At 65.7% G+C, this 24,574-nt stretch carries 22 protein-coding genes; 15 read left to right on the top strand and 7 right to left on the bottom strand.

Translation table 11 applies throughout. The annotated features are described in order from the left end of the window. Positions 1-14: 14 nt before the first annotated feature. A complete protein-coding gene (locus pbN1_RS12025) occupies positions 15-1,451 on the top strand; it encodes a lipopolysaccharide kinase InaA family protein (RefSeq protein WP_244856931.1) in 1,437 nt (478 codons plus the stop codon). Here pbN1_RS12025 and msbA read toward each other — a convergent pair. The 7 genes from msbA to polA all read right to left on the bottom strand — a co-directional run bounded on the left by msbA (position 1,448) and on the right by polA (position 12,714). Then, on the bottom strand, positions 1,448-3,259 hold the full coding sequence (gene msbA, locus pbN1_RS12020) for a lipid A export permease/ATP-binding protein MsbA (RefSeq protein ID WP_169203025.1): 1,812 nt from the start codon (positions 3,257-3,259) through the stop codon (positions 1,448-1,450). The two genes, pbN1_RS12025 and msbA, sit on opposite strands and share 4 nt — an antisense overlap. Before the next feature lie 260 nt (positions 3,260-3,519). After that, the gene (locus pbN1_RS12015; protein ID WP_210147480.1) at positions 3,520-4,677 is read right to left on the bottom strand and encodes an O-antigen ligase family protein; all 1,158 of its coding nucleotides are present in this window, start codon (positions 4,675-4,677) and stop codon (positions 3,520-3,522) included. A 161-nt stretch (positions 4,678-4,838) separates the two neighbouring features. After that, the gene (locus tag pbN1_RS12010) at positions 4,839-5,708 is read right to left on the bottom strand and encodes a DUF6625 family protein (protein ID WP_342343968.1); all 870 of its coding nucleotides are present in this window, start codon (positions 5,706-5,708) and stop codon (positions 4,839-4,841) included. A gap of 5 nt (positions 5,709-5,713) precedes the next feature. Then, on the bottom strand, positions 5,714-6,670 hold the full coding sequence (locus pbN1_RS12005; protein ID WP_169203028.1) for a glycosyltransferase family protein: 957 nt from the start codon (positions 6,668-6,670) through the stop codon (positions 5,714-5,716). Positions 6,671-6,899: 229 nt separating this feature from the next. Continuing rightward, complete coding sequence (locus pbN1_RS12000) at positions 6,900-8,060, bottom strand: glycosyltransferase (protein ID WP_169203029.1); 1,161 nt, start codon at positions 8,058-8,060, stop codon at positions 6,900-6,902. Then, complete coding sequence (locus pbN1_RS11995; protein WP_169203030.1) at positions 8,053-9,816, bottom strand: carbamoyltransferase family protein; 1,764 nt, start codon at positions 9,814-9,816, stop codon at positions 8,053-8,055. Before pbN1_RS11995 ends, pbN1_RS12000 begins: the two co-directional genes overlap by 8 nt. Positions 9,817-9,987: 171 nt before the next feature. After that, positions 9,988-12,714: a DNA polymerase I gene (gene polA, locus pbN1_RS11990; protein WP_169203031.1), complete on the bottom strand. Its 2,727-nt coding sequence runs from the start codon at positions 12,712-12,714 to the stop codon at positions 9,988-9,990. Positions 12,715-12,804: 90 nt separating this feature from the next. Here polA and pbN1_RS11985 point away from each other — a divergent pair, with 90 nt between their 5' ends. From pbN1_RS11985 to ruvB, 14 genes are all read left to right on the top strand, one after another. Next, positions 12,805-13,530 (top strand): LOG family protein, encoded by a 726-nt coding sequence (locus pbN1_RS11985; RefSeq protein ID WP_169203032.1) that lies wholly within the window; start codon positions 12,805-12,807, stop codon positions 13,528-13,530. Positions 13,531-13,697: 167 nt separating this feature from the next. Continuing rightward, entirely contained in the window at positions 13,698-14,024 is a 327-nt protein-coding gene (locus pbN1_RS11980) for a DUF2782 domain-containing protein (protein WP_169119429.1), read from the top strand. A gap of 33 nt (positions 14,025-14,057) precedes the next feature. Further along, positions 14,058-14,999: a homoserine kinase gene (locus tag pbN1_RS11975; RefSeq protein ID WP_169203033.1), complete on the top strand. Its 942-nt coding sequence runs from the start codon at positions 14,058-14,060 to the stop codon at positions 14,997-14,999. 3 nt (positions 15,000-15,002) lie between these two features. Beyond that, a complete protein-coding gene (locus pbN1_RS11970; RefSeq protein WP_169203034.1) occupies positions 15,003-15,827 on the top strand; it encodes a BPSS1780 family membrane protein in 825 nt (274 codons plus the stop codon). 5 nt (positions 15,828-15,832) lie between these two features. Continuing rightward, positions 15,833-16,609, top strand: coding sequence for a BPSS1780 family membrane protein (locus pbN1_RS11965; RefSeq protein WP_169119607.1), 777 nt, complete (start codon positions 15,833-15,835; stop codon positions 16,607-16,609). Beyond that, the gene (nadD, locus tag pbN1_RS11960; protein WP_169203035.1) at positions 16,590-17,273 is read left to right on the top strand and encodes a nicotinate-nucleotide adenylyltransferase; all 684 of its coding nucleotides are present in this window, start codon (positions 16,590-16,592) and stop codon (positions 17,271-17,273) included. Before pbN1_RS11965 ends, nadD begins: the two co-directional genes overlap by 20 nt. Continuing rightward, on the top strand, positions 17,273-17,644 hold the full coding sequence (gene rsfS, locus pbN1_RS11955; RefSeq protein ID WP_169203036.1) for a ribosome silencing factor: 372 nt from the start codon (positions 17,273-17,275) through the stop codon (positions 17,642-17,644). Before nadD ends, rsfS begins: the two co-directional genes overlap by 1 nt. 49 nt (positions 17,645-17,693) lie before the next feature. After that, the gene (gene rlmH / locus pbN1_RS11950) at positions 17,694-18,164 is read left to right on the top strand and encodes a 23S rRNA (pseudouridine(1915)-N(3))-methyltransferase RlmH (protein ID WP_169119604.1); all 471 of its coding nucleotides are present in this window, start codon (positions 17,694-17,696) and stop codon (positions 18,162-18,164) included. Between the two features lie 65 nt (positions 18,165-18,229). Next, positions 18,230-18,850, top strand: a complete 621-nt coding sequence (locus pbN1_RS11945; RefSeq protein ID WP_169203037.1) for a Maf family protein — start codon at positions 18,230-18,232, stop codon at positions 18,848-18,850. Between the two features lie 95 nt (positions 18,851-18,945). Further along, positions 18,946-20,400, top strand: coding sequence for a ribonuclease G (gene rng / locus pbN1_RS11940; protein ID WP_169203038.1), 1,455 nt, complete (start codon positions 18,946-18,948; stop codon positions 20,398-20,400). Positions 20,401-20,604: 204 nt separating this feature from the next. Next, positions 20,605-21,654 carry a Fic family protein gene (locus pbN1_RS11935; RefSeq protein WP_169203039.1) on the top strand — a complete coding sequence of 350 codons (1,050 nt, stop codon included), beginning with the start codon at positions 20,605-20,607 and terminating at the stop codon, positions 21,652-21,654. A gap of 223 nt (positions 21,655-21,877) precedes the next feature. After that, entirely contained in the window at positions 21,878-22,822 is a 945-nt protein-coding gene (locus pbN1_RS11930) for a prenyltransferase (RefSeq protein ID WP_169119600.1), read from the top strand. Between the two features lie 32 nt (positions 22,823-22,854). Further along, the gene (gene ruvA / locus pbN1_RS11925) at positions 22,855-23,454 is read left to right on the top strand and encodes a Holliday junction branch migration protein RuvA (protein ID WP_169119599.1); all 600 of its coding nucleotides are present in this window, start codon (positions 22,855-22,857) and stop codon (positions 23,452-23,454) included. Positions 23,455-23,508: 54 nt separating this feature from the next. Continuing rightward, positions 23,509-24,570: a Holliday junction branch migration DNA helicase RuvB gene (gene ruvB, locus pbN1_RS11920; protein ID WP_169203040.1), complete on the top strand. Its 1,062-nt coding sequence runs from the start codon at positions 23,509-23,511 to the stop codon at positions 24,568-24,570. Positions 24,571-24,574: the final 4 nt, after the last annotated feature.

Below are 24,574 nucleotides of genomic sequence, written 5' to 3'. Positions count from 1 at the left end.
CGACCCCTCGGCAAATGAACGTTCCGCTCGTGACGGCCGCAACCCTGCGCCAGGCCGGCCGGCACCCGGTCGTGCCGTTCCGCATCGCGCTCGACGACGGACGTGTCGCGACCGTCAAGCGCCTGCTGCGCGTGTTGCCGGGCAAGCGCCTGGTGGGCGAAGCGGAAGTCGGTGGGCAGGCGGTGCTGGCGAAGTTTTTCATCGCCCGCAGGGGCTGTGCGCGGCACTTCGAGCAGGAACGGGAGGGGATCGCGGCGCTTGCCGCGCAGGCGATTGCGACGCCACGGCTGCTCGGTGCCGGCACGCTGGACGGCGGGCATTACCTGCTGACCGAGTTCCTCGACAACGCCGAGAATCTTGCCGATTGCTGGCAGGCAGCGCTCGGCGCGCACCCCGGCGACATCGGCGCCGCGCTCGGCGTGCTCTCTCCCGCACTCAAGACGCTCGGCCGCATGCATGCGCGAGGGCTCGCACAGTCCGACCTGCATCTCGGCAACTTCCTGCGCCAGCGTGGCGTGCTCTATGCGATCGACGGCGATGCGATCCGTGCGCGCCGCCCCGGTCTCTCTCTCGGCGCCGGCGACGCACTGCGCAACCTCGCGATCCTGCTGGCGCAACTGCCGCGCGACGCTGATGCACGGCTGCCGGACCTGCTTGCCGACTACCACGCGGGAAATCCGGATATATCGTTCGATCCCGCATTGCTTCGCCGGGAAGTCGCCCGGGTGCGGAGCTGGCGTCTGCGCGACTATCTCGCGAAGACGCTGCGCGACTGCAGCCTGTTCCACGTCGAGCAGCGCCGCGACCGCTTCGTTTCGGTCGTCCGCCATGAAGCCGAGCGGCTCGCTCGCGTCCTCGCCGATCCCGACCTCTTCCTCGCCGCCGGATGCTTGCTGAAGGGCGGCGGCAGCAGCACCGTCGCCCGGATCGACGTCAGCGGCCGCAAGCTCGTCATCAAGCGCTACAACATCAAGGACACAGCGCACGCGCTGTCGCGCTTCTGGCGGCCGAGCCGCGCCTGGCATTCGTGGATCGAGGGGCACCGGCTCGCTTTTCTCGGCATCGCGACGCCGCAGCCGCTGGCGCTGATCGAGCGCCGCTTCGGGCCATTGCGCGGCCGGGCGTGGCTCGTCGCCGAATCCTGCGACGGGCCCCACCTGTTGCAGCATCTCGACGCCGGACGCGAACCGCCGCCAGCCGAGGCGCGAGCGCTGCGCGAGCTTTTCGCCGCGCTGCATCGCGAGCGCATCAGCCATGGCGACCTCAAGGCGACGAACCTGCTGTGGAACCAGGGAGCGGTGAAACTGATCGACCTCGACGCGATGCGCCAGCACGCCAGCATCGCCGCGCACGCCAAGGCGTGGCGCAAGGACCGCGCGCGGCTGATGCGCAACTGGCCGGAGGGCTGTGCGCTGCGCGGCTGGCTTGAAGCGAACGTTCCTCCAAGCTAGCGTCGGCCGACGTCGGCCGGTGCGTCGTCGTGAAATTGCATTGCATGCAGCCGCGCGTACGCACCGCCAGCCGCGAGCAGCTGCGAATGCGAACCGCGCTCGACAAGCCGCCCCTGCTCCATCACGAGGATCACGTCGGCCTTTTCGATCGTAGACAGCCGGTGGGCGATCACGAGAGTCGTGCGCCCGCGCGTCGCACGGTCGAGCGCCGCCTGGATGTGACGCTCCGACTCGGTGTCGAGTGCGCTCGTCGCCTCGTCGAGAATCAGGATCGGCGCGTCCTTCAGCAGCGCGCGCGCAATCGCGAGGCGCTGCCGCTGCCCCCCCGAGAGCATCACGCCATTCTCGCCAATCAGCGTGTCGAAACCCTGTGGCAACCGGTCGATGAACTCCTTCGCGTACGCCGCTTCTGCGGCCGCCTCGATCGCCCCGCGCGGCGCCCCGGCCAAGTCGCCGTAGGCAATATTGTTAGCGACCGTGTCGTTGAACAGCGTTACCTGCTGTGTCACCAGCGCGATATGCCGGCGCAGGTTGCGCAGCGTGTAGTCCTCGACATCGACGCCGTCGATGAGGATTTGCCCTTGGTCGTGATGGTAGAAGCGCGGGATCAGGTTCGCGAGCGTCGACTTGCCGCTGCCCGAACGCCCGACGAGCGCGACCATCTGGCCGGGTTCGACGGCGAAACTGACCTTCTCTAGCACCGGCCGGGCGCCGCCGGGGTAACGGAAAGTCAGATCGCGCACTTCGAGCCGTCCGGTGACCCGCTCGCGCTCGACGGTACCATGATCCGTTTCTGGCGCCTCGTCGAGTTGCTCGAAGATGCTCTCGGCGCCGGCCACCCCGCGCTGGATCGTCGAGCTGACCTCCGATAGTTGACGCACCGGTTTGGGCAGCAGGCCCGCTGCGGTGATGAACGCGACGAGATCGCCAGCGGTCGCATCACCACGTAGCCACAGCACGAGGAACAGCACGAACGCCATCGCGATGTAGGTCACGAGCTGCAGCGTCGGCGTGAAGATCTCGCCGGTCTTGACCATGCGCAGCTGCTTGCTTGTGTTGTCCGTGCTCGCCGCCCGAAAGCGCCGTGACTCGTACGGCTCGCCGCCGAAACTGCGCACGACCCGGTACCCCTGGATCGTCTCGGACGCGACGTGCGTGACGTCGCCCATCGCCAGCTGAATCTTCTTCGCCTGCTTGCGGAACTTCCGGCTCGCGCTGCTGACGAGTACGCCGATAACCGGCAGGATCGCGACCATCACGAGCGTGAGCTTCCAGTTCATCCACAGCAGGTACGCGAACAGGAAAACGGCGGTCAGCCCCTCGCGGATCACGATCTTGATCGCATTAGTCGCGGCGCCAGTGACCATCGTCACATTGAAGGTGATCCGCGAGATCAGATGCCCGGAGCTATTCTCGTCGAAATAGCGGTTCGGCAGCCGCAGCAGACTGTCGAACAGCGCGACTCGCAGGTCGTGCACGAGGCCGAGCGACACCTTCTGGAGGAAGTAATTGCCGAGATAGGACCCGACACCCTGCCAAGCTGCTATCAGCACGATCAGCACCGGCACCGTGTGCATCAGCGGCATATCTGCGAGCAGCGGCAGTCCGGGGAAAGGCGACACCGACGGGTCGATCAGGCCGTCGACGAAATACTTGAAAATGCCTGCGAGCATGGGCTGCGACGACGCAAAGATCAGGAAGCCGAGGATGCTGATCGCGAATTTGCCCGTGTAGGGCCGGACGTAGCCGAGCAGACGAAGATAGATCTTGAGGCTGGACACCGGCTTTTGTCCCGCATGCTCTTTCATTAGGGCTCTCGATTACGAAAGGGCGCCTATCTTAGAGCAATGGCCGCTCCCCCGTCCGCCCCCAATGGAATCTCTCGATCCACTCCCAAATCCCGCCGCCGCGCCCCTTCCATGATTGATCGCGCATCGCCTCGACTCGCCCCCTGTCCCCGATGACGATCGACCGCATGATCGAGCTGTGGGACCATTGCGACGGCTCAGAGGACGGACGCCGGTCGACGACTCTGGTGACTAATCGGGGGTGCGGTGCGCGTCCAACCCTATTCAGTCGCGTGCCGGCCACGGTCATTTCCAATCAGTGCTGCCGGCAGCAACACGAGCAGCCATAGCTCGTCCGGGTTGCCGACCAGCTTGGTCCCGTCGAAGTTCAACATGACGAGGGCAGTCAGCAGATACAGCCCCCATGGATCGCGTCGGCTCCACGCCCGTCGCAGCAACGTAAACATCAGGGCCAGGAAGATGAAGAGGGCGACCGCTCCGCTAAAAAGCCCCAATGCGAGAAATATGTTGTGTGGATGGTGCAGCAGCATCCCCTGGCTCAACTGTATTTGAATCCCATGGTCCATTCCACAGCCTGTCCAGAGGCCGCACTCCATCCACTCAGCGATCAGGATCGCCCACAGTTCGAAGCGACCCGAGTCCGCCCGCTGCACAAGACTGGCCAGTTCGGGAACCTGGCTTCCCAAGAGAAACAGGATTCCCCCGATCGCTGCCGCGAGGCCGATAAGCGAGAACGAATGAACGCTGCGCCGCCAGACGGCGCTTGCTCCGAGCAGGATCAGCAGCACCGCGAGTCCGAAGAGACCGGACCTGCTCTGCAGCACATAAGCGATGCAGAACACCGCCACCGACAGCGCCACCCCCATCTCCAATCTGCGGCATTCGCGCAGCCAGACGGGTAGAGCAAGGGCAAAACAGCAGGCGAGCCACATGCTCGTGTAGATCGGTCCGGTCATCCGCGCCGGCAGCCAGAGGACACGTTCCCCGACCGCATAGCGCCCCACGATCCAGTAAATCACGGCTGACCCCATCACGTAGACCGTCAGGACCCAGAACAGGCCCCGCGCAAAGACCGGCTTGCGAAAGATGGCCGGGTCCGCGAACACCCGGACGAGCAATACGAACAGGGCCACGTACAGCACGTGCTTGAAATACTGGCCGTCTCCCGACCAGACTCCGACAATGACGAACCAGGCGATGAACATGGTCCACAACAAGAGATCCGGAGCCCATCGGAGCCCCCGTCCGCGCCTCCTGACCGCCGCCACGAGCGCCGGCACCGCCAGAAACACGTAATAAACGTTATTGACCATCTTCGTGGTCGGAAGGAGCAGAAAGCTCGCAATGAACAGTAGCAGTGCGAACGTGAAGTAAACGGCTTCGCGTCCATCGCGCGAAAAACCGTCTAGAAATCTCACAGCCGCACTCCACATAACAAGCCGCTGACGAAAACCGGCGACCCCCGCTGGAATGCCGTATCGAAGGCATCTACGCCAACCAAGATTCGCCCAAGCAGATCGAAGCGGCCGCAACGGGTAACGACGACTTTCACGTCACTGCCGTTCGAAAATTCCAAGGCTCATACCTCCCGAAAACCCTCGCTCGTAATGCTCCACGCGCCTTGCAGTGCGAGTTGCGGATCCGGCAGGAGTTGTTCCGTCGAATACGCGGGCCAGGCGTCGCATTTCCAGCCGATGAAATGGAAATAGGGAAATCCGCGTTCCCCGTCGCGGTTGTTCGTCAGGCGGCCCTCGCGCCAGATCCACCGAGTGGGAAAGGCGTGTGAGCCATCCACCCACGGCACGCGTCCGTTTGGTGTCGTGAAAGCCTCGACGAATTCGCTGTGGCGCCGCCACGGGTTGCAGATGTCGTAAAGGCGCCGGAGCGACATCGGCCAGTTCTTGTGACGAATGAACAACCGGCTGAACGCGCTCTCGTCGAACACGCAATGCTGCGGATCTTGCAGCTTTTCCCGCCAATCGAGGACTGCCATGAACGCTTCGCGCATTCGAGTCGAATTGCGCATGAGACACAGATGCCCCGATACCCGATTCGCGTGTGTCGACAATAACTCGAAACGCGTCAGGTTCACGGCGTTCAGATAACGGCGCAGCTCGCCGTAGACGAGGTCGATGTCACCGAAGCCCCAGTAACCGACACCAGTCAGCTCGTCTGCGTGAATGTAGCCCAGTGCGGGTTTCAGATCGCATAACTTGTAAGGGCTCGAGGGCTGGAAATCGATGTCCAGGCGAGCGGACACCCGACGACAGTAGTCATTGAAACTGCACTCGCGAAACTCGACATTTCCCGGAGCGTCTGCGGGTACGCCACAGTCCGTAAAGAACAGCCATTCGATGTCCGGGTTGCTTCGGCAGCTCCGGAGAAAGAACCCCATCCAGAATGGCCAGCGACCGAAATAGGGAATGATGAAACGGATACGAGGCTGCACGATGCTCAAAGCCCCCAGCGGCTGCGCAAGCGCGTGAACCAGTTTGTCGGCGCCAGGGTCCGCAACGGGGCTGATAGTGCCTTCACAACGTCCGCTCCGATCCGCTCGAAACTGTACCGCTCGACCGCCAAGGTGTGCCCTAGCGCCGCGATGCGGGCAGCGCGGCCAGGGTCGGCACGCAGAACAGCCAGTTTGCGGCGCAGTTCGTCCACGCTTGTGTAGAGCACCAGATTCTCCATATCCACGAATCCGAGCGCGCGGTTCTCCTCCTCACTCTGATCGTAGGCAAAAAGCACGCACCCGCAGGCCATGGCCTCGAAGTTCTTGATCATGTATTCACCCATGCCGACATCGGCACTCACGAAGAAGCGGATGCGATTGAGCGTCCTCAGATAATCCTCTCCGGAATTCGTCCGAGCGACCGTCAAGTTCTCGCATTTTCCGAGTTCATCCAGCAGCTCCTTGCGGCCGCTGTATGCGTCGCTCTTGGTGCTGCCGAGGAATCCCAGTTCGATGTCCCGTATGCCCCCCAGATCCCGCAGCAGGCTCTGGTCGTACCCCTTCGGAACGAAAACCGCATCAAAACCTTCAGCCTGCAAGCGGCGCGTGACCCCGTAGCCGGAGCTGATCACCCGCGCCCAGGGCAGCTTTCGATAGTGCTCCGAAAAGCGTCCTCGGTACTTGCAGCGGATGTAATTCTGATAGGCGTCATGCTCGAGTATCACCAGATTAGGCACGCTGCGAATGAAAGACACCTGCCGGATTTCCTGCTTGAAACGGAGGAAGAACAGAATGCGGTCGTAGCGCTCGACCTCGACATTCGCCCGGAAATAACCGCGCAGGTCGGCTTGCTCGTCACGGCCCAGCCAACGGAGGTCGCAGTCGCAATGATGCTGCACCCCTTCATACAAGCGATCCAGAATGGCCCGCTGCTCGCGTTGAACCAGAAACAGCACTTTCATGTTTTCGATCCCTTCACCCAGCCGGCAATTCGCGACAGCCTCCCCGGCACACCTTTACCCGCTTCCGATTCGCAGGTGCCTGAAGCCCGGAAGGACGTGTCCGACGGAAGCTCCCTCTTCGAGCGACAGGACGGCGTCCTGGGGGAACTCGGTTAGGTTGACCGCAAGCTTGAAGCCGCGCTTGCGTAGCCAGCGCTTGCAGCGATACGCTCGTAGCAGTCCGATCAAGCTATCTATTCCTCGGAAATCCAGGGCGGGAGGCCGAAGGACGAGTCGCGCTCTTGAGATATCCGTTTTCGCCAAGCAGTTGCTCGCACATCGGAAGCTGCCAGAAGCTTTGCCGAGCCGCGCGATCCGAAAAACAACGCTCAAGCCGCTCGCCCCCGCACGTTTCCGTCTGCCCGATGCTTTGCTGCAATTCGATCGCCAGACTGCCTTCGTCTCCGAATGCAAACAGACGTCCAACGCCCTCGACGACTTCCCTGCCTCCCCCACAGTCCGAGCACACTACCGGCACCCCCGCCGCGAATGCTTCCAGCAGCACCATACCGAACGGCTCGTGGTCGGAAGTCAGGACAAACAGATCGAAGGCCTTGAAGTAGCGGCGGCCGTTCGGAATCTGGCCGAGAAAGCACACCCGGGAAGCGACGTTCAATTGACGCGCCAACTCTTTCAGGTCTGCTTCCAGCGGCCCACGCCCCATGATTGCGAGCAGACTGCTGGGCGGAAGGCTTGGCAGGGCTTTCGCGAAACCGCGGATCAGCGTCGCCTGATCCTTGTCCGGGTGCAGGCGGCCTGCGTTGCCGATTACAAACGTGTCCTGTGGCAGCCCGAGCGCCTCTCGGGCTGTGGCGCGCGGCAGCAAATCGCGTCGCACCGCCTCCGCATCGATACGGTTGTACAGGGTCTCGATGCGGTCCGCGGGCCAGGACGGCAGGCACGCACGAATATCATCCCGGACAGCGTCGGAGACTCCCAGCAGAGATAAGCGCTTGCGAAAGAAATTCGCGAAGAGCCGGCGCGCCGGCCGGCGGTAGTCTCCGAACGCGTGGTGCACACCGATCACCGGCAAACCCGTTGCGAGACAGGAGATGTAAATCGGCTTGAAGCGGTGCGCGATGACCAGAGCAAACTCCCGCTCGGCGACGATGCGGCGAATGCGCTGAATCGCGTCGAGCTTCAGGCCGCGCACGTCCTTACCCGCGTAGTCGAGGAAGATCACCTCGTCGGATGCGGCCTGCGCCGCGGCCTCGTCGCTCGGCGGATCTGTCAGAAAGACCGTCGTGACCTTGTACGGCGAATCCCGGAACAGAACCGCGTACTGCCGGGCGACATCGGCGAACGGGCCGTAATGGCAGTGGCAAAACTGCAGGATGCGGCGCTCACCCAACGGCGTCCTCCGCTTCCGTTTTCACCACCAGCACATCCTCCATCACCAGGTACTGCAGGTCCGAGCCGAAGAACATGTTCAGCGCATCGGTCGGCGAGCAGATCATCGGTTCGCCGCGGCGGTTCAGCGAGGTGTTGAGCACGACGCCGTTGCCGGTGAGCTTTTCGAGTTCGAGCATCAGGTCGTAGTAGCGCGGGTTGAATTCGCGCTTCAGGACCTGGGCGCGCGACGTGCCGTCCTCGTGCACGACTTCAGGCACGCGGCGCTTCCATTCGTCGGCGACTTCGAACGTGAAGGTCATGAACGGCGCGGGGTGGTCGGTCTGCAGCATCTGCGGGCCGACGGTGTCGAGCATGCTCGGGCAGAACGGGCGCCAGCGTTCGCGGAACTTGATCTGCTCGTTGATGCGGTCGGCGACCCCTGCGGCGCTCGGGCAGCCGAGGATCGAGCGCCCGCCGAGCGCGCGCGGGCCGAATTCCATGCGCCCCTGGAACCACGCGACCGGGTTGCCGTCGGCGAGGATCTTCGCGATGCGGGCAGGCACTTCGGCGTCGCCGTTGGCGATTTTCTGCCACTGCGGCTGCGCAGGGTGCTTCGCGCACGCGGCGATGACCTCCTCGTTCGTGTAGCGCGGGCCCAAGTAGACGTGTTCCATCTTCTCGACCGGCACGCCACGCGCGACCGATACATACGATGCAGCGCCGACGGCAGTGCCCGAATCGCCGGACGCCGGCTGCACGAACAGCTCGCGCACGTCGGGGCGCGCGATGATCTTCTGGTTGAGCTTGACGTTCAACGCGCCGCCGCCGGCGAACGCGAGCCGGCCGGTGTCGCGCAGGATGTCGCCGAGGTAGTAGTCGATCATCTGCAGCGCGAGGTCCTCGAACAGCTTCTGCATGCTCGCGGCGTAATGGATGTACGGCTCGTCGGCGATGTCGCCGGCGCGCTTCGGCCCGAGCCAGTCGATGAGTTTCGGCGAGAAGTAATAGCCCTTGCCGTTTTCCTTGTAGCGCCGGAAGCCGATCACGTTCGCGTAGTCGGTATCGATGACGAGCTCGCCGTTGTCGAATTTCGCCAGGCGCGAGAAGTCGTACTTGCCCGGGTCGCCGTAGGGCGCCATGCCCATGACCTTGTATTCGCCGTCGAGCATCTCGAAGCCGAGGTACTCGGTGATCGCGCCGTACAGGCCGCCGAGCGAATCGGGGTCGTAGAACTCCTTGATCTTGTGGATGCGGCCGTTCTCGCCGTAACCGAAGAAAGTCGTCGCGTATTCGCCCTTGCCGTCGATGCCGAGGATCGCGGTCTTCTCCTTGAAGCCGGAGCAGTGATAGGCGCTCGACGCGTGCGCGAGGTGGTGTTCGACGGGCACGATCTTCGTCTTCTTCAGATCGAAGCCGAGCTGCTGCAGGCACCATTCGATGCGCTTCCTGTAGCGGTGGAAGCGCCGGTTGCCGGTCAGGATCGCGTCGAGCCCGCGGTCGGGGGCGTACCAGTAGCGCTTCGCGTAGTGCCAGCGCGCCGGCTCCATGATGCTGATCGGCGCGAACGGGATCGCGACCGCGTCGACGTCGTCGGGCCCGATGCCGGCGAACTCGAGGCAGAACTTCGCCGCTTCGTACGGCATCCGGTTCTTCGCGTGCTTGTCGCGCACGAAGCGCTCTTCTTCGGCTGCGGCCACGAGCTGGCCGCCGATATAGAGCGCCGCCGAAGGGTCGTGGGTCAGCGCGCCGGATAATCCGAGTATGGTCAGAGCCAAGGGGGAGGCCTCATGGTTCGCATCGCCCGATGACTACCGGAAATGGCGACGTGCAGGCGAACAAAAGGCGAAAGTATACCTTGCCCGCACAAATCGCCGAACGGTCCGGTATCCGCAACGCCGACTACCGCAAGAATCGACGATCGCCCGGCCTTGAAGGCCAGCCGGTCCTCAATGCGCCTCGTCCCAGTTGTCGCCGCTGCCGACCTCGACGAGCAGCGGCACCGACAGGTCGGCGACACCGGCCATCACACCGGGCAGCGTCGCCTTCACCGTTTCGAGTTCGTCGCGCGGCACTTCGAGCACGAGTTCGTCGTGCACCTGCAGCACGAGCCGCGAACGCAGCTGCGCGTCGGCCAGCCAGCGCCGTGTCGCGATCATCGCCTTCTTGATCAGGTCGGCGGCCGTGCCCTGCATCGGCGCGTTGATCGCCGCGCGCTCGGCGGCCTGGCGGCGCCCGGCCTGGCTCGCGCGGATCTCCGGCAGATACAGCCGGCGGCCGAACACCGTCTCGACGTAGCCGCGCGCCCTCGCCTCGCTGCGCGTCCGTTCCATGTACGCGGCAACGCCGGGGTAGCGCGCGAAGTAGCGGTCGATGTAGGCCGCGGCCGCGGCGCGTTCGAGGCCCAGGTTCTTCGCCAAGCCGTGCGCGCTCATGCCGTAGATCAGGCCGAAGTTGATGACTTTCGCGTAGCGGCGCTGCTCGCTCGTGACCTCGCCGGGCATCGTGCCGAAAATCTCCGCGGCGGTCGCGCGGTGCACGTCCTCCCCTTCGGCGAACGACTGCAGCAGCCGCGCATCATTCGACAGGTGCGCCATGATGCGCAGCTCGATCTGCGAATAGTCGGCCGATACGATGACGTGGTCGCGCGGCGCGATGAACGCGGCGCGGATGCGGCGTCCTTCCGCGGTGCGGATCGGGATGTTCTGCAGGTTCGGTTCCGAGCTCGCGAGCCGGCCGGTGACCGCGACCGCCTGCGAGAAGCTCGTGTGCACGCGGCCGGTCTTCGGATTGACCATGCGCGGCAGCTTGTCGGTGTAGGTACTCTTCAGCTTCGAAAGCCCGCGGTGCTCGAGCAGCAGCTTCGGCAACGGGTAGTCGTCGGCGAGCTGGGCGAGCACTTCCTCGTCGGTCGACGGCTGGCCGGTCGAGGTCTTCTTGACGATCGGCAGCCCGAGCTTGCCGAACAGGATCTCGCCGAGCTGTTTCGGCGAGCCGAGGTTGAACGGCTGGCCGGCGAGGTCGTGGGCCTCGCGCTCGAGCGTCATCAGCCGGCGGCCGAGCTCTTCGCTCTGCTGCGCGAGCAGGAACGCGTCGATCAGCACGCCGGTGCGCTCCATGTCGAACAGCACGGCCATCGCCGGCATTTCGATGTCGCGGTACAGCGCGGCGAGCGCCGGCGCCGCCTCCAGCTGCGGCCACAGCTTGCGGTGCAGCCGCAACGTGATGTCGGCGTCCTCGGCGGCATATTCGGTCGCACGCTCGATCGCGACCTGGTCGAAGCAGATCTGGCCGACGCCCTTGCCGCACACCGCGGTGTAGGGAATCGTGTCGAGGCCGAGGTGGCGCTTCGCGAGCGAATCCATGTCGTGCGGCTTGTCGCTCTCGAGCACGTAGGACTGCAGCAGCGTGTCGTGCGCGATGCCGCCGAGCCGCAGGCCGTGGTTCGCGAGCACGTGGGCGTCATACTTGAGGTTCTGCCCGAGCTTCGCGTGCGCGTCGGACTCGAGCCACGGCCCGAGCTTCGCGAGCACTTCGGCGAGCGGCAGCTGCGCCGGCGCCGCCGGATAAGTGTGCGCAAGCGGCAGGTATGCGGCTTCGCCCGCGACGATCGCGAACGACATGCCGACGAGCTTCGCGGCCATCTGGTCGAGGCTGGTCGTCTCGGTGTCGAACGCGACGAGGTCGGCGGCGTCCAGCTTCGCCAGCCAGCGGTCGAACGTCGGCCAGTCGAGGATGCTCTCGTAGCCGGCGCGGTGCGCGCCGGGCTCCGCAACCGGGGACAGGCCATCGTTTTTTCCTGCGAAATCGGCACCAGCACCCGATTTCGCGGCGTCGTCGATTGCCTGCAGCCAGCCGCGGAATTCAAAGCGCTCGTACAGCGCGCGCAGTGCGGCCTTGTCGTCGTCGCGCGCCGGCAGATCCTCGAGTTGGATCGGCAGCGTGAGGTCGGTCGCGACGGTCACGAGCCGCTTGCCGAGCGGCAGGAATTCAAGATGCTTCCTGAGGTTCTCGCCGACCTTGCCGCCGACCTTGTCCGCGTTGGCGACGAGGTTGTCGAGCGTGCCGTATTCGGTGAGCCATTTCACCGCCGTCTTCGGGCCGCATTTCTCGACGCCCGGGATGTTGTCGACGGTGTCGCCGACGAGCGCGAGATAGTCGACAATGCGCGTCGGCGGCACGCCGAACTTCGCGGTGACACCGGCTTCGTCGAGCACTTCGTCGCTCATCGTGTTGACCCACCGCACGCCGGGGCGCACGAGCTGCGTGAGATCCTTGTCGCCGGTCGAGATCACCACTTCCCAGCCGCGCTCGAGGGCGCGGCGCGTCAGCGTGCCGATGACATCGTCCGCCTCGACGCCGTCGACGCACAGCAACGGCCAGCCTTCGGCCTTGACCGCCTCGTGCAGCGGTTCGACCTGGGCGCGCAGGTCATCCGGCATCGACGGCCGGTGCGCCTTGTATTGCGGATACCAGTCGTCGCGGAAAGTCTTGCCTTTCGCGTCGAACACGCAGGCGCGGAACTCCGCCTTGTAGTCGCTTTCGAGGCGACGTAGCATCGACAGCACACCGCGAATCGCGCCCGTCGGCTCACCCTTCGACGTCCGCAGGTCCGGCAAGGCATGGAACGCGCGGTAAAGGTAGCTGGAACCATCGACGAGCAGCAGCACGGGCATCGGAAAAACATCCTTCGGAGAACGGGGTCGATGCGACGGGAATCAAACCGAGACCCGGGCAGATCCCGTGAGACGAGAATCGAGAACAACATGACGGCGAAAGAAAAAATTCCCCCCAGTGCCCCGAGCAGCACGGCCCCGCGCTTCAATGCGCGCGAGTCGTGGCGAATCTTCGGAATTATGGCAGAGTTCGTCGAAGCCACCGAACGCCTCAACGCGATCCGCCCGGCGGTGTCGATCTTCGGCAGCGCGCGCACGCCGCCCGACCACATGTACTACATGCTCACCGAGCGCATCAGCCGGCTGCTGTCGGACGCCGGCTTCGCGGTGATCTCGGGCGGCGGTCCCGGCATCATGGAAGCCGCGAACAAGGGCGCGTATTTCGGCAAGAGCCCGTCGATCGGCCTCAACATCCAGCTGCCGCTCGAGCAGGCGGCAAATCCTTACCAGGACATCTCGCAGACGTTCCAGCACTTCTTCGCGCGCAAGTTCATGTTCGTGAAGTTCGCGTCGGCCTACGTCGTGCTTCCTGGCGGCTTCGGCACGCTCGACGAGCTGATGGAAGCGATGACACTGATCCAGACGGGAAAAAGCCGCAGCATCCCGATCATCCTCGTTCATGAGCCGTTCTGGAGAGGGCTGCTCGACTGGTTCCGCGACCGCCTCATTGCCGAACGCATGATCAACCCGGCGGACCTCGACCTCATCCAGCTGATCGACAAGCCTGAAGACGTCGTCGAGGCGATCTTCAAGCATTACGAAACCCGCGGCTTCCTGCCGCTGCCCGAAGAGCACGAGCTGATGCTGAACCTGTGAGCGTCCGTCCGCCCGGGCAGACGGGCGACGAGAGAATCCCGCGCCGGCGCCGCAGGCGCGCCCTTGCCTGCGGCATGCCATGCGAGGCCTGCGCCGGCGCGAGCGCCTTGGGCCACGGGCGTTTCGGCGCGCCTCTGCTAGAATCGCCGTCATCCAAGGAGAGTCCCATGCGCCGCACCCTGATCGTCCTGCTGATGGCCATCGCCGCCCCGGTTGCCGCCCAGCAGCCGCCGCAACTCGAACCGATTCCCGAACCCCCGCCGATTCCGCCGGGCATGAGCGACGAATCGCTCGAACCGGAAGTCACGATCAAGAAAAGCGGCGAAGACACGGTGCAGGAATACCGCATCCGCGGTCGCCTCTACATGATCAAGGTGACGCCGCCGCACGGCGTGCCCTATTATCTCGTCGACCACGAAGGCAACGGCGTCATGGCGCGCCAGGACGTCATGCCGACGCTGTCGGTGCCGATGTGGGTCATCAAGTCCTGGTGACGCACGTCCGCTGAACCGGCACCCCACCAGCCCATGTCCGTCTTCACCCCCGTTTCGCCCGAGGAGCTGTCCGCGTGGCTCGGTCGCTATGCGGTTGGCCGGCTGGTCGGGCTGCAGGGCATTTCGGGGGGCGTGCAGAACAGCAACTTCTTCGTCACGACGACGCTCGGCCGCTACGTGCTGACGCTGTTCGAAGCGATTCCGCGCGCCGAGCTGCCGTTCTACCTGCACCTGATGGCGCACCTCGCGCGTCACGGCCTGCCGGTGCCGGCGCCGATCGCCGACCGCGACAACGAATACCTCGGCACTCTTAGCGGCCGGCCCGCCGCACTCGTCAGGAGGCTCTCCGGCCGTTCCGAGATGACTCCCGGCGCGAGCCACTGCGCACGCGTCGGCGCGATGCTCGCCGGGCTGCACCTGGCGGGCCTGTCTTACGGCCGCAGGCAGGACAACCCGCGGGGTGCCGCCTGGCGCGATGCCGCGGCGGCACGCGTGCGTCCCTTCCTGCCGGCCGACGAACAGGCGCTGCTCGACGCCGAGCTCGCATTCCAGGCGCGCGTCGCCTACGACCGGCTGCCGCAGGGCGTGATCCACGCGGATCTCTTCCGCGACAACGTGCTGTGGGACGACGGCCATATCGGCGGCGTCATCGATTTCTACTTCGCCGGCCATGACGCGCTGCTGTTCGATGTCGCAGTCACCGTCAATGACTGGTGCACAACACCTGGCGGCGAACTCGACACGTCCCGCGCCGGAGCGCTGCTCGCCGCCTACCACGCCGAGCGGCCGTTCGAAGCCGCGGAGCGCGACGGCTGGCCGGCGATGCTGCGCGGCGCGGCGTTGCGGTTCTGGCTGTCGCGCGCCGAGGACTTCCATCTGCCGAAAGCGGGCGAGATGGTGCTCGTCAAGCCGCCTGCCGAATACCGCGACATCTTGCGGCGGCACATTGCCGCCCCCCACTCCCTCCCCGTCTGAACGATGACCGATCCGCATCCCGGCGCTTGCGCTTCGCGGCGACGCCATCCGCTACCCGAACCGGGCCATGTCACGCCGGCGCAGACGCTGCAGTGGCTCGCCGCCGGCTGGCGGATGTTCACCGCCCGGCCCGGCGTATGGATGATCCAGACCGTGATCCTGATCGTCATCCTCAGCGCGCTCGGCTTCGTGCCGTTTCTCGGCTGGGCGGTGGCGCCGCTGGCCTTCCCGGTGCTGGTCGCCGGCATGCTCGCCGGCGCTCAGGCGGTGGACCGCGGCCAGGCCCTGCGCATCGACCATCTCTTCGACGGGCTGCGCCGCCACGCCGGCAACCTGCTGATGATCGGCGCCTTCCATCTGTTCGGCGCGCTGCTTGCGGCGCTCATCGCCGCGGCAGTCGGCGGCAGCGCGGCGCTCACCGGCATGCTCGTCGGCGCATTCGCCGGCATGGGGCTGGCCGCCGGCGGCATGATGCTGGCGGTCGTCGTGTTCACCGTGCTGTGGGTACTGCTCGTGATGGCGCTGTGGTTCGCGCCGGCGCTGGTGATGCTGCAGGACGTGTCGCCGCTCGACGCGATGAAGCTGTCGGCGCAGGCCTGCCTGTCGAACCTGCTGACTTTCGTCGTCCTCGGCGTCATCCTGTATGTCCTGACGTGGGTCGCGATGCTTCCTGCCGGACTGGGCATGCTGATCCTCGTCCCGGTGCTCGCCGGCGCGCTCTACGCCGCCTGGCAGGACACGTTTGCCGAGCACCCCGCGCTACCGCCCCCTGCCCCCACCTCCGCACCGGACCGCAGTCCGGCGCCCGACCCCGACCACGAGTCATAGACCGCATGCAAGTACGACAACTGCCGCTCGCCCGCGGCTTCGCCTGGCTCGGGGAAGGCCTCGTGATCTGGCGCCGCAACCCGGCGCTGCTGACTTTCGCCTCGCTCGGCTACCTGCTGATGCTGGTCCTGCTCAGCGTCGTGCCGCTGATCGGCCAGCCGCTCGCATCGCTACTGATGCCGGTGTTCTCGCTCGGCGTGCTCAACACCTGCCGCGAGATCGACGCGGGCCGCAAGGCCGGGCCCGACGTGCTGTTCTCCGGCTTCCAGCAGAACCTGCGCGGGCTCGTCACGATCGGCGCGCTGTACCTTGCCGGCAGCCTGCTGGTGCTGTTCCTGACCTCGATCGCCGATGGCGGCACGCTGCTGCAGATCATGACCGGCGGCGAGAAAGTCGATCCCGAAGCGGCGGCCGTCGCGCCCGGCTTCACGTTCGCGCTGCTGATCGCGATCGCGCTGTCGACGCCGGTGATGATGGCCTACTGGTTCGCGCCGATCCTCGCCGGCTGGTGGAACATTCCGCCGCAGAAGGCGATGTTCTTCAGCTTCATCGCGTGCCTGCGCAACTGGCGCCCGTTCCTGGCATATTCGGTCGCGCTGATGGTCTTCTGCGTGCTCCTGCCGGGCCTCGTCATCGGCATGCTGGGGCTGGTCTCGCCGACGCTCGCGACGCTGTTTTCGGTGCCGCTGCCGGTGCTGCTGATCCCGATCGTGTTCGCGAGCTTCTATGCTAACGCCCGCGACGTCTTCCGTGACGCCCTCGATGAGCGCCGCGAGCCCTGAGCCCGGGCCGCTCGGCATCTTCGGCGGCACCTTCGACCCGATCCATATCGGTCACCTGCGCCTCGCGCAAGAGGCGCACGAAGCACTGCGGCTCAGCCATGTCAGCTTCGTTCCCGCCGGCCAGCCGCCTCACCGCGGCGCGCCGCGTTCCCGCGCCGCCGACCGGCTGGCGATGGTGCGGCTGGCGACCGCCGGCAATCCGGCCTTCACGGTCGATGACAGCGAAGTGTTTGCGCAAGGCAAGAGCTACACCGCCCTGACGCTCGAGCGCCTGCGCGCGGCGCTCGGCCCGCAGCGCCCGCTGGTGCTGATCCTCGGCGCCGATGCGTTCCAGGGCCTGCCGACATGGCACCGCTGGCGCGACATCCTGCAACTCGCGCATGTCGCAGTGGCGAACCGCCCGGGCTATGCGCCGCAGGGCCATCGCCGCCCGGGCGCATTGTCGCCGGAACTCGACGCCGTCTGCAGCGATCACATGGGCAACGATCCGGGAGCCGTGCGCGAGTCACCCGCCGGCCGGATCGTTCCCTTCGACATGACGCCGCTCGCGATCTCTGCATCGCAGGTGCGCAGTCTGATCCAGGCGGGACACAGTGCCCGCTATCTGCTGCCCGATCCGGTCCTCGACTATATCGAGCGGCATCACCTTTATCGCGGAACCTGATGGACATACGCAAACTGCAGAAAACCGTCGTCGACGCCCTCGAAGACATCAAGGCCAAGGACATCGAGGTCATCAACACCACCAAACTCACATCGCTGTTCGACCGCATCGTCGTCGCCAGCGGCGACTCGAACCGGCAGACACGGGCGCTGTCGCGCAACGTGCAGGACAAGGTCAGGGCAGCCGGCGGCCACGTCGTCAGCGTCGAAGGCGAGGAGACCGGCGAATGGGTGCTGGTCGATCTCGGCGACATCGTCGTGCATATCATGCAGCCGGCCACCCGCGACTTTTACAACCTCGAGGAACTGTGGGCAACGACGCCGAAGCGCTCGCGCGTCGCCGCGGGCACGGCTCACCTGGCGCCCGAATGAACCGCGGTCCGCGGCGCGACACCACCGGCTGCCGCGGCCGCCGTCGCCGATGAAGCTGCTGATCGTCGCCGTCGGCACGCGCATGCCGGCGTGGGTCGAGGCCGGCTTCGACGAGTTCGCGCGACGAATGCCGCGCGAATTGCCGCTGCAGCTCGTCGAAGTGAAGGCCGAGCCACGCACGACCGGCAAGACCGTCGACGCGATGATGGCGGCCGAAGCAACGCGCATCGAAGCGGCGCTGCCGGCGCGCTGCCGGCGCGTGATCCTCGACGAGCACGGCGCAGACCTGACGACGATGGGCCTCGCACGTCGCCTCGAAGCCTGGCAGAGCGGCGGCGAGGATCTCGCGCTGATCGTCGGCGGCCCGGACGGACTGTCACCCGCACTCAAGGCGACGGCGCACGAACGCCTGCGCCTGTCGAGCCTGACGCTGCCGCATGCGCTGGTCCGCCCGCTGCTCGCCGAGGCCTTGTACCGCGCGTGGAGCGTGCTGAAAAATCATCCCTATCATCGCGAGTAGCACAACCCGCACGCGGTAAACTCGCCGGGTCTGCAGCCACTCGGCGCCCTGCCGCCCTTCGCCCCATGACGACCCTGCAAGCCCGCATCTACCTCGCATCGCGCAGCCCGCGCCGGCGCGAGCTGCTGCGCCAGATCGGCGTTCAATTCGAACTGCTCGTGTTCCGCGGCGGCGAGCGCGGCGAGGATGCGGATGTCGACGAAACCCCGCAGGCGGGCGAGCCCGTCGAGCGTTACGTCGAGCGTCTCGCGCTGACCAAGGCCGAAGCGGGGTGTCGGCGCCTGCAGTGGCGCTCGCTGCCGCATCAGCCGGTGCTGGCCGCCGACACGACGCTCGAACTCGACGGCCAGATCATCGGCAAACCGGTCGACGGCCCCGATGCCGCGGCGATCCTGCGGCGGCTGTCGGGACGCACGCACCGCGTGCTGACCGCGGTCGCGCTGAGCGACGGCAGTCGCACGCGCAGCCGGACGAACATCAGCGAAGTGCGTTTTCGTCCTCTCGACGACGCCGAGATCCGCCACTACGTCGCCACCGGCGAACCCCTGGACAAGGCCGGCGCATATGGCATCCAGGGGCGAGCGGCGCTGTTCATCGAGGAGATCCGCGGCAGCTACACCGGGATCATGGGCCTGCCGCTGTTCGAAACCGCCCAGTTGCTCGAAAGCTTCGGCTATCCTCTGTAGCCGCTGGCGGCGGCTCGCCCGCGAGGCGCGATGGGCAATGCGCAATCGATGACCGCGATGTCATCGATTGCGCATTTCCCATTACCGGTTTTCCAATGAGCATCGAATTTCTCATCAACTTCACGCCGCAGGAGACGCGCGTCGCGATCGTCGAGCAGGGCGTGGTACAGGAACTGCACGTCGAGCGCACTGCCAGCCGCGGCATCGTCGGCAACATCTACCTCGGCCGCGTCGTTCGGGTGCTGCCCGGCATGCAGTCCGCGTTCATCGACATCGGCCTCGAGCGCACCGCCTTTCTCCATGTCGCCGACATCTGGAGCGATCGCCACAACGGCGACGCCGGCCGGCCGATCGAGCGCATCCTCGCCGAAGGCCAGAACCTCACGGTGCAGGTGCTGAAGGATCCGATCGGCACGAAAGGCGCGCGGCTGTCGACGCAGATCAGCATCGCCGGGCGGCTGCTCGTGTACCTGCCCCAGGAAAAGCACATCGGCATCTCGCAGCGCATCGAGGACGAATCCGAGCGCGAGGCGCTGCGCGAACGGCTGACGCGGCTGGTGCCGGAAGACGAAGCCGGCGGCTTCATCGTGCGCACGATGGCCGAATCCGCCTCCGACGACGAACTCGCCGCCGACATCGCCTACCTGCGCAAGCTGTGGGGCGAGATCCGCAACAGCGCGACCGGGCGCTTCCCGCCCGCCGTGCTGTACGAAGACCTGGGCCTTGGCCAGCGCGTGCTGCGCGACCTCGTCGACGACGACACCTCGCGCATCCTCGTCGATTCGCGCGAGAACTTCCAGAAGCTCATGGCCTTCGCCGCCGAGTACAGCCCCAAGGTGCTGCCGCTGCTCGAGCACTACGGCGGCGAGCGGCCGCTGTTCGATCTGCACAACGTCGAGGACGAGATCCAGAAGGCGCTCGCGCGCCGCGTCAGCCTCAAGTCGGGCGGCTACCTGATCATCGACCAGACCGAGGCGATGACGACCGTCGACGTCAACACCGGCGGCTTCGTCGGCGCACGCAATTTCGACGACACGATCTTCAAGACCAACCTCGAGGCGGCGCAGACGATCGCCCGCCAGCTGCGCCTGAGAAACCTCGGCGGCATCATCATCATCGACTTCATCGACATGGAAAACGTCGAGCACCGCGACATGGTGCTCGACGAGTTCAAGAAGGCGCTCGCGCGCGACCACACCAAGATGACGGTCAACGGCTTCACCGCGCTGGGCCTCGTCGAGATGACGAGGAAGCGCACGCGCGAGTCGCTCGCCCACCTCTTGTGCGAACCCTGCCCGACCTGCGACGGCCGCGGCGAAGTCAAGACCGCGCGCACCGTATGCTATGAAATCCTGCGCGAACTGCTGCGCGAAGCGCGCCAGTTCAACGCCCGCGAGTTCCGCGTGCTCGCCGCGCCGAACGTCATCGACCTCTTCCTCGACGAAGAGTCGCAGTCACTCGCGATGCTGTCGGACTTCATCGGCAAGCAGATCTCGCTGCATCCGGAAGCGAGCTACTCGCAGGAACAGTTCGACATTGTTCTGCTGTGAGGTTTCATGGCGTCTCACCACGTCTCACTTTCCACCCGGAAACGCCAATAAAACAAGGAAGTTGTTTCTGCAAAACATATCGAGTGATTCTGCCCAAGGGGAGTGGCGAATGCTTTTTCGCTCTCCCGAGGACGATGGGCATGAGGTCACTGTTCATTTATTCCTCTTCAACCTGTCTGTCGAATCGGCAGAAGAGGATAAGCCATGACGAGTACGCTGAAAATGTTTGCCGCTGGAAGATCGTCTATACTTCCCGCCACGGCCTGGTATCTCTCCGACCTCGGCGAATTCCGCGGTAAGCAGGAGCTTTACACCCGGCAGTCGCCGCAGCGCCTCAAAGCCTTGCGCGAACATGCGCTGATCGAAAGCGCCGTCTCGTCGAACCGCATCGAGGGTGTTTCCGTCGAGCCGTCGCGGGTGCGCGATGTGCTCGTATCGCCCAGACCGCTGTTCCGGGATCGCGACGAGGAAGAAGTGCGCGGCTACCGCGACGCCCTGACCTGGATTCACCAGGATGCCCAGCGCCTCCCGGTTGCCAATGAAACCATCCAGCGCCTCCACGCGATGACGCGGGGAGAGATCTGGGATGCCGGTCTGTACAAGGAGAAGGATGGCGACATCATCGAGCGCTATCCCGATGGGCGCGAGCGGCTGCGCTTTCGCACCGTACCGGCCAAGGAAACGCCGGCAGCCATGGCCCGGTTGGTCGGCGACTGGCAGGCCTGCCTCGAAGAGCGCTGGGTTCCGCCGCTGATCGCGCTGGCCGCGTTCAATCTCGACTTCCTGTGCATCCATCCGTTCCGCGATGGCAATGGCCGGGTGTCCCGACTGCTCTGGCTGTTGCAGAGCTACCAACTGGGTTTCGAGGTCGGCCGCTACATCAGCCTTGAGCGCCTGGTCGAGCAGAACAAGGAGCGTTACTACGAGACCCTGGAACTGAGCTCGCAGCGCTGGCACGAGGGCAAGCACGACCCATGGCCCTACATCAATTACGTGCTGTTCATTCTCAAGAGCGCTTATCGCGAATTCGTCGAGCGCGTTGGGGAAACCTCGGAGCCGCGGGGATCGAAAACCCAGATGGTGCTGGAGGCGATCGCCAAGATGCCGGGAACGTTTTCCCTGGCCGACCTGGAGCGTGCCTGCCCGGGGGTGAGCCGCGACATGATCCGGCGGGTGCTCAATACGCAGAAGGGGCAGTCGGTCGACTGCATCGGCCGAGGCCCCGGTGCGCTTTGGCAAAGAAGAGGTAATTAGCGTGAAAGGATGTAATAAAGAGGGTAATGTCCTCAGGGAACCGCAAACTGCCCTCAATGCTGGGTTCGACTCAAATCGTCGCAGACGGTCCATCGGGAGCCCGCAGCTTGCGGGTAGCCAGATGGGCAGCTGGCGGCAGATCAAGAGGCGTGCATGCGTCGCAACATATTGATATTGCAAGAATAATGTGCGGCACTCCCTATCTATTCGACATCATACTGCGGTGAGTCCCGCCGAGCCGACGCCGCAACGCTACGCGAGCGCGTCGCGGCGCTATTTCGCGGCGACGCGCCCGGCGTTCCTCAGCGTCACGCTCGCCGGCTGCCTGATCGGACTTGCCGCGGCACATGCCGACGGCGTCGCGCTGGATGGCGTGCGGGCGGTGATCACGGTGCTGTTCGCGCTGCTCGCGCATGCCGGCGCGAACGTGCTCAACGACTACCATGATGCGGCGAGCGGCGCCGACGCCGCGAACTCGGAGCGCATCTATCCGTTCACCGGCGGCAGCCGCTTCATCCAGAACGGCGTGCTCACGCTGCGCGAGACGGCGGCATTCGGCTACGCACTGTTCGCGCTGGTGATCCCGGCCGGGCTGTGGCTCGCGCTCGGCGCGGGGGCCGGCCTGATCGCAATCGGATTCGCCGGACTGGTGCTCGGCTGGGCATATTCGGCGCCGCCGCTGCAGCTCGCGAGCCGCGGGCTGGGCGAATTTGCCGTCGCGGCGTGCTGGCTGCTCGTCGCGGTCGGGGCCGATTTCGTCCAGCGCGGCGCGTTCGCATGGACGCCGGTCGCGGCCGGACTGTCGTTTGCGCTGCTCGTCGCGAACCTCCTCTACATCAACCAGTTCCCCGACCGCGCCGCCGACGCCGCAGCAGGCAAGCGCACGCTCGTCGTGCGCCTCGGCGCCGACACCGCGAAATGGGGCTATTTCGGCATCGCGCTGGTCGCCTACGGCTGGCTCGTGCTGCAGATCGGCCGCAACAACCTGCCCCAGGCGTGCGCCGCCGCGGCGCTGACGCTGGTCCTCTCATTTCACGCTGCGCGGCAGTTGCGCGAGCACGCCGGTGAACCGTCCGAACTCGCGCCTGCGATCAGGCTGACGATCGCCGCAACGAACCTGCACGGCCTGGTGCTCGCGGCGACGCTCGCGTTCGGCGCGCACAGCTGACCGGGCAAACCCATACTTCCGGACCACCACCCATGATCGGACGCATCACCGGCATCCTGCTGGAAAAGAACCCGCCGCAGATCGTCGTCGACACGCACGGCGTCGGCTACGAAATCGACGTGCCGATGAGCACGTTCTACGGCCTGCCCGCGACCGGCCAGTCGCTGTCGCTGTTCACGCATCTGGCGATCCGCGAAGACGGCCATTTCCTGTACGGCTTCGCGACCGCCGACGAACGCGCCGCGTTCCGCCAGTTGCTGAAGGTGTCCGGCATCGGCGCGCGCACCGCGCTGTCGGTGCTCTCGGGCCTGTCGGTCGGCGACCTCGCGCAGGCGGTCGCGCTGCAGGAAACCGGTCGCCTCGTGAAAATCCCCGGCATCGGCAAGAAAACCGCCGAGCGCCTGCTGCTCGAACTGCGCGACAAGCTCGGCAGGGCGCTGCCCGGGCTCGGCGCAAGCATTGTTCCGGGCGCTACGGCGCAGCCCGCGGACAGCCGCAGCGACATCCTCAATGCGTTGCTCGCGCTCGGCTACAACGACAAGGAAGCGCAATCGGCGCTGAAGGCGATCCCGCCGGAGGCGGGCGTCTCCGACGGCATCCGCCAGGCGCTGAAGCTGCTGTCGAAAGCCTGAGGCGGCGAGGCAAGCGAGTTCCGCCGTACGCGCCGCTCAGGCTAAACTCTCGCGATGATCGAAACCGACAAACTGCAGGCGCCACGCGTGATTTCTGCGCAGACCTCCGACCGCCAGGAAGACGCTGTCGAGCGCGCGCTGCGTCCGAAGCGCCTGGCCGAATACGTCGGCCAGGCGAAGATCCGCGAACAGCTCGAGATCTTCATCCAGGCCGCGCGCAACCGCAACGAGGCGCTCGACCACGTGCTGCTGTTCGGTCCGCCGGGATTGGGCAAGACGACGCTCGCGCATATCGTCGCCGCCGAGATGGGCGTGAACCTGCGCCAGACTTCGGGGCCGGTGCTCGAGCGCGCCGGCGACCTCGCCGCGCTGCTGACGAATCTCGAACCGCACGACGTGCTGTTCATCGACGAGATCCACCGCCTGTCGCCGGTCGTCGAGGAGATCCTCTACCCGGCGCTCGAGGACTTCCAGATCGACATCATGATCGGCGAAGGCCCGGCGGCGCGCTCGGTCAAGCTCGACCTGCCGCCCTTCACGCTGGTCGGTGCGACGACGCGCGCCGGGATGCTGACGAACCCGCTGCGCGACCGTTTCGGCATCGCGGCGCGGCTCGAGTTCTACACGCCGCAGGAGCTCGCATACATCGTCGGGCGCTCCGCCGGCCTGCTCGACGTCGCGATCGACGACGCCGGGGCGGTCGAGATCGCGCGGCGCGCGCGCGGCACGCCGCGGATCGCGAACCGGCTGCTGCGCCGCGTGCGCGACTATGCGCAGGTCAAAGCCGACGGCGACATCACCGCCGCCGTCGCCGATGCCGCGCTGCTGATGCTCGACGTCGATCACCTCGGCCTCGACCTGATGGACCGCAAGCTGCTCGGCGCGATGCTCGAGAAGTTCGGCGGCGGTCCGGTCGGCCTGGACAACCTCGCGGCGGCGATCGGCGAGTCGTCCGACACGATCGAGGACGTGCTCGAACCGTACCTGATCCAGCAGGGTTACCTGCAGCGCACGCCGCGCGGGCGCATCGCGAGCGCCTCGATCTGGCAGCATTTCGGCCTCGCCCTGCCGCGGCGCGCCGGCGACGAAGGCGCGGAACTGTTCTCCACACCCTGATCGG

Source organism: Aromatoleum bremense (genome assembly GCF_017894365.1).
GTDB lineage: Bacteria > Pseudomonadota > Gammaproteobacteria > Burkholderiales > Rhodocyclaceae > Aromatoleum > Aromatoleum bremense.
Note: the sequence above shows the minus strand (reverse complement) of the source record. Positions and strands in the feature narration are given on the sequence as shown.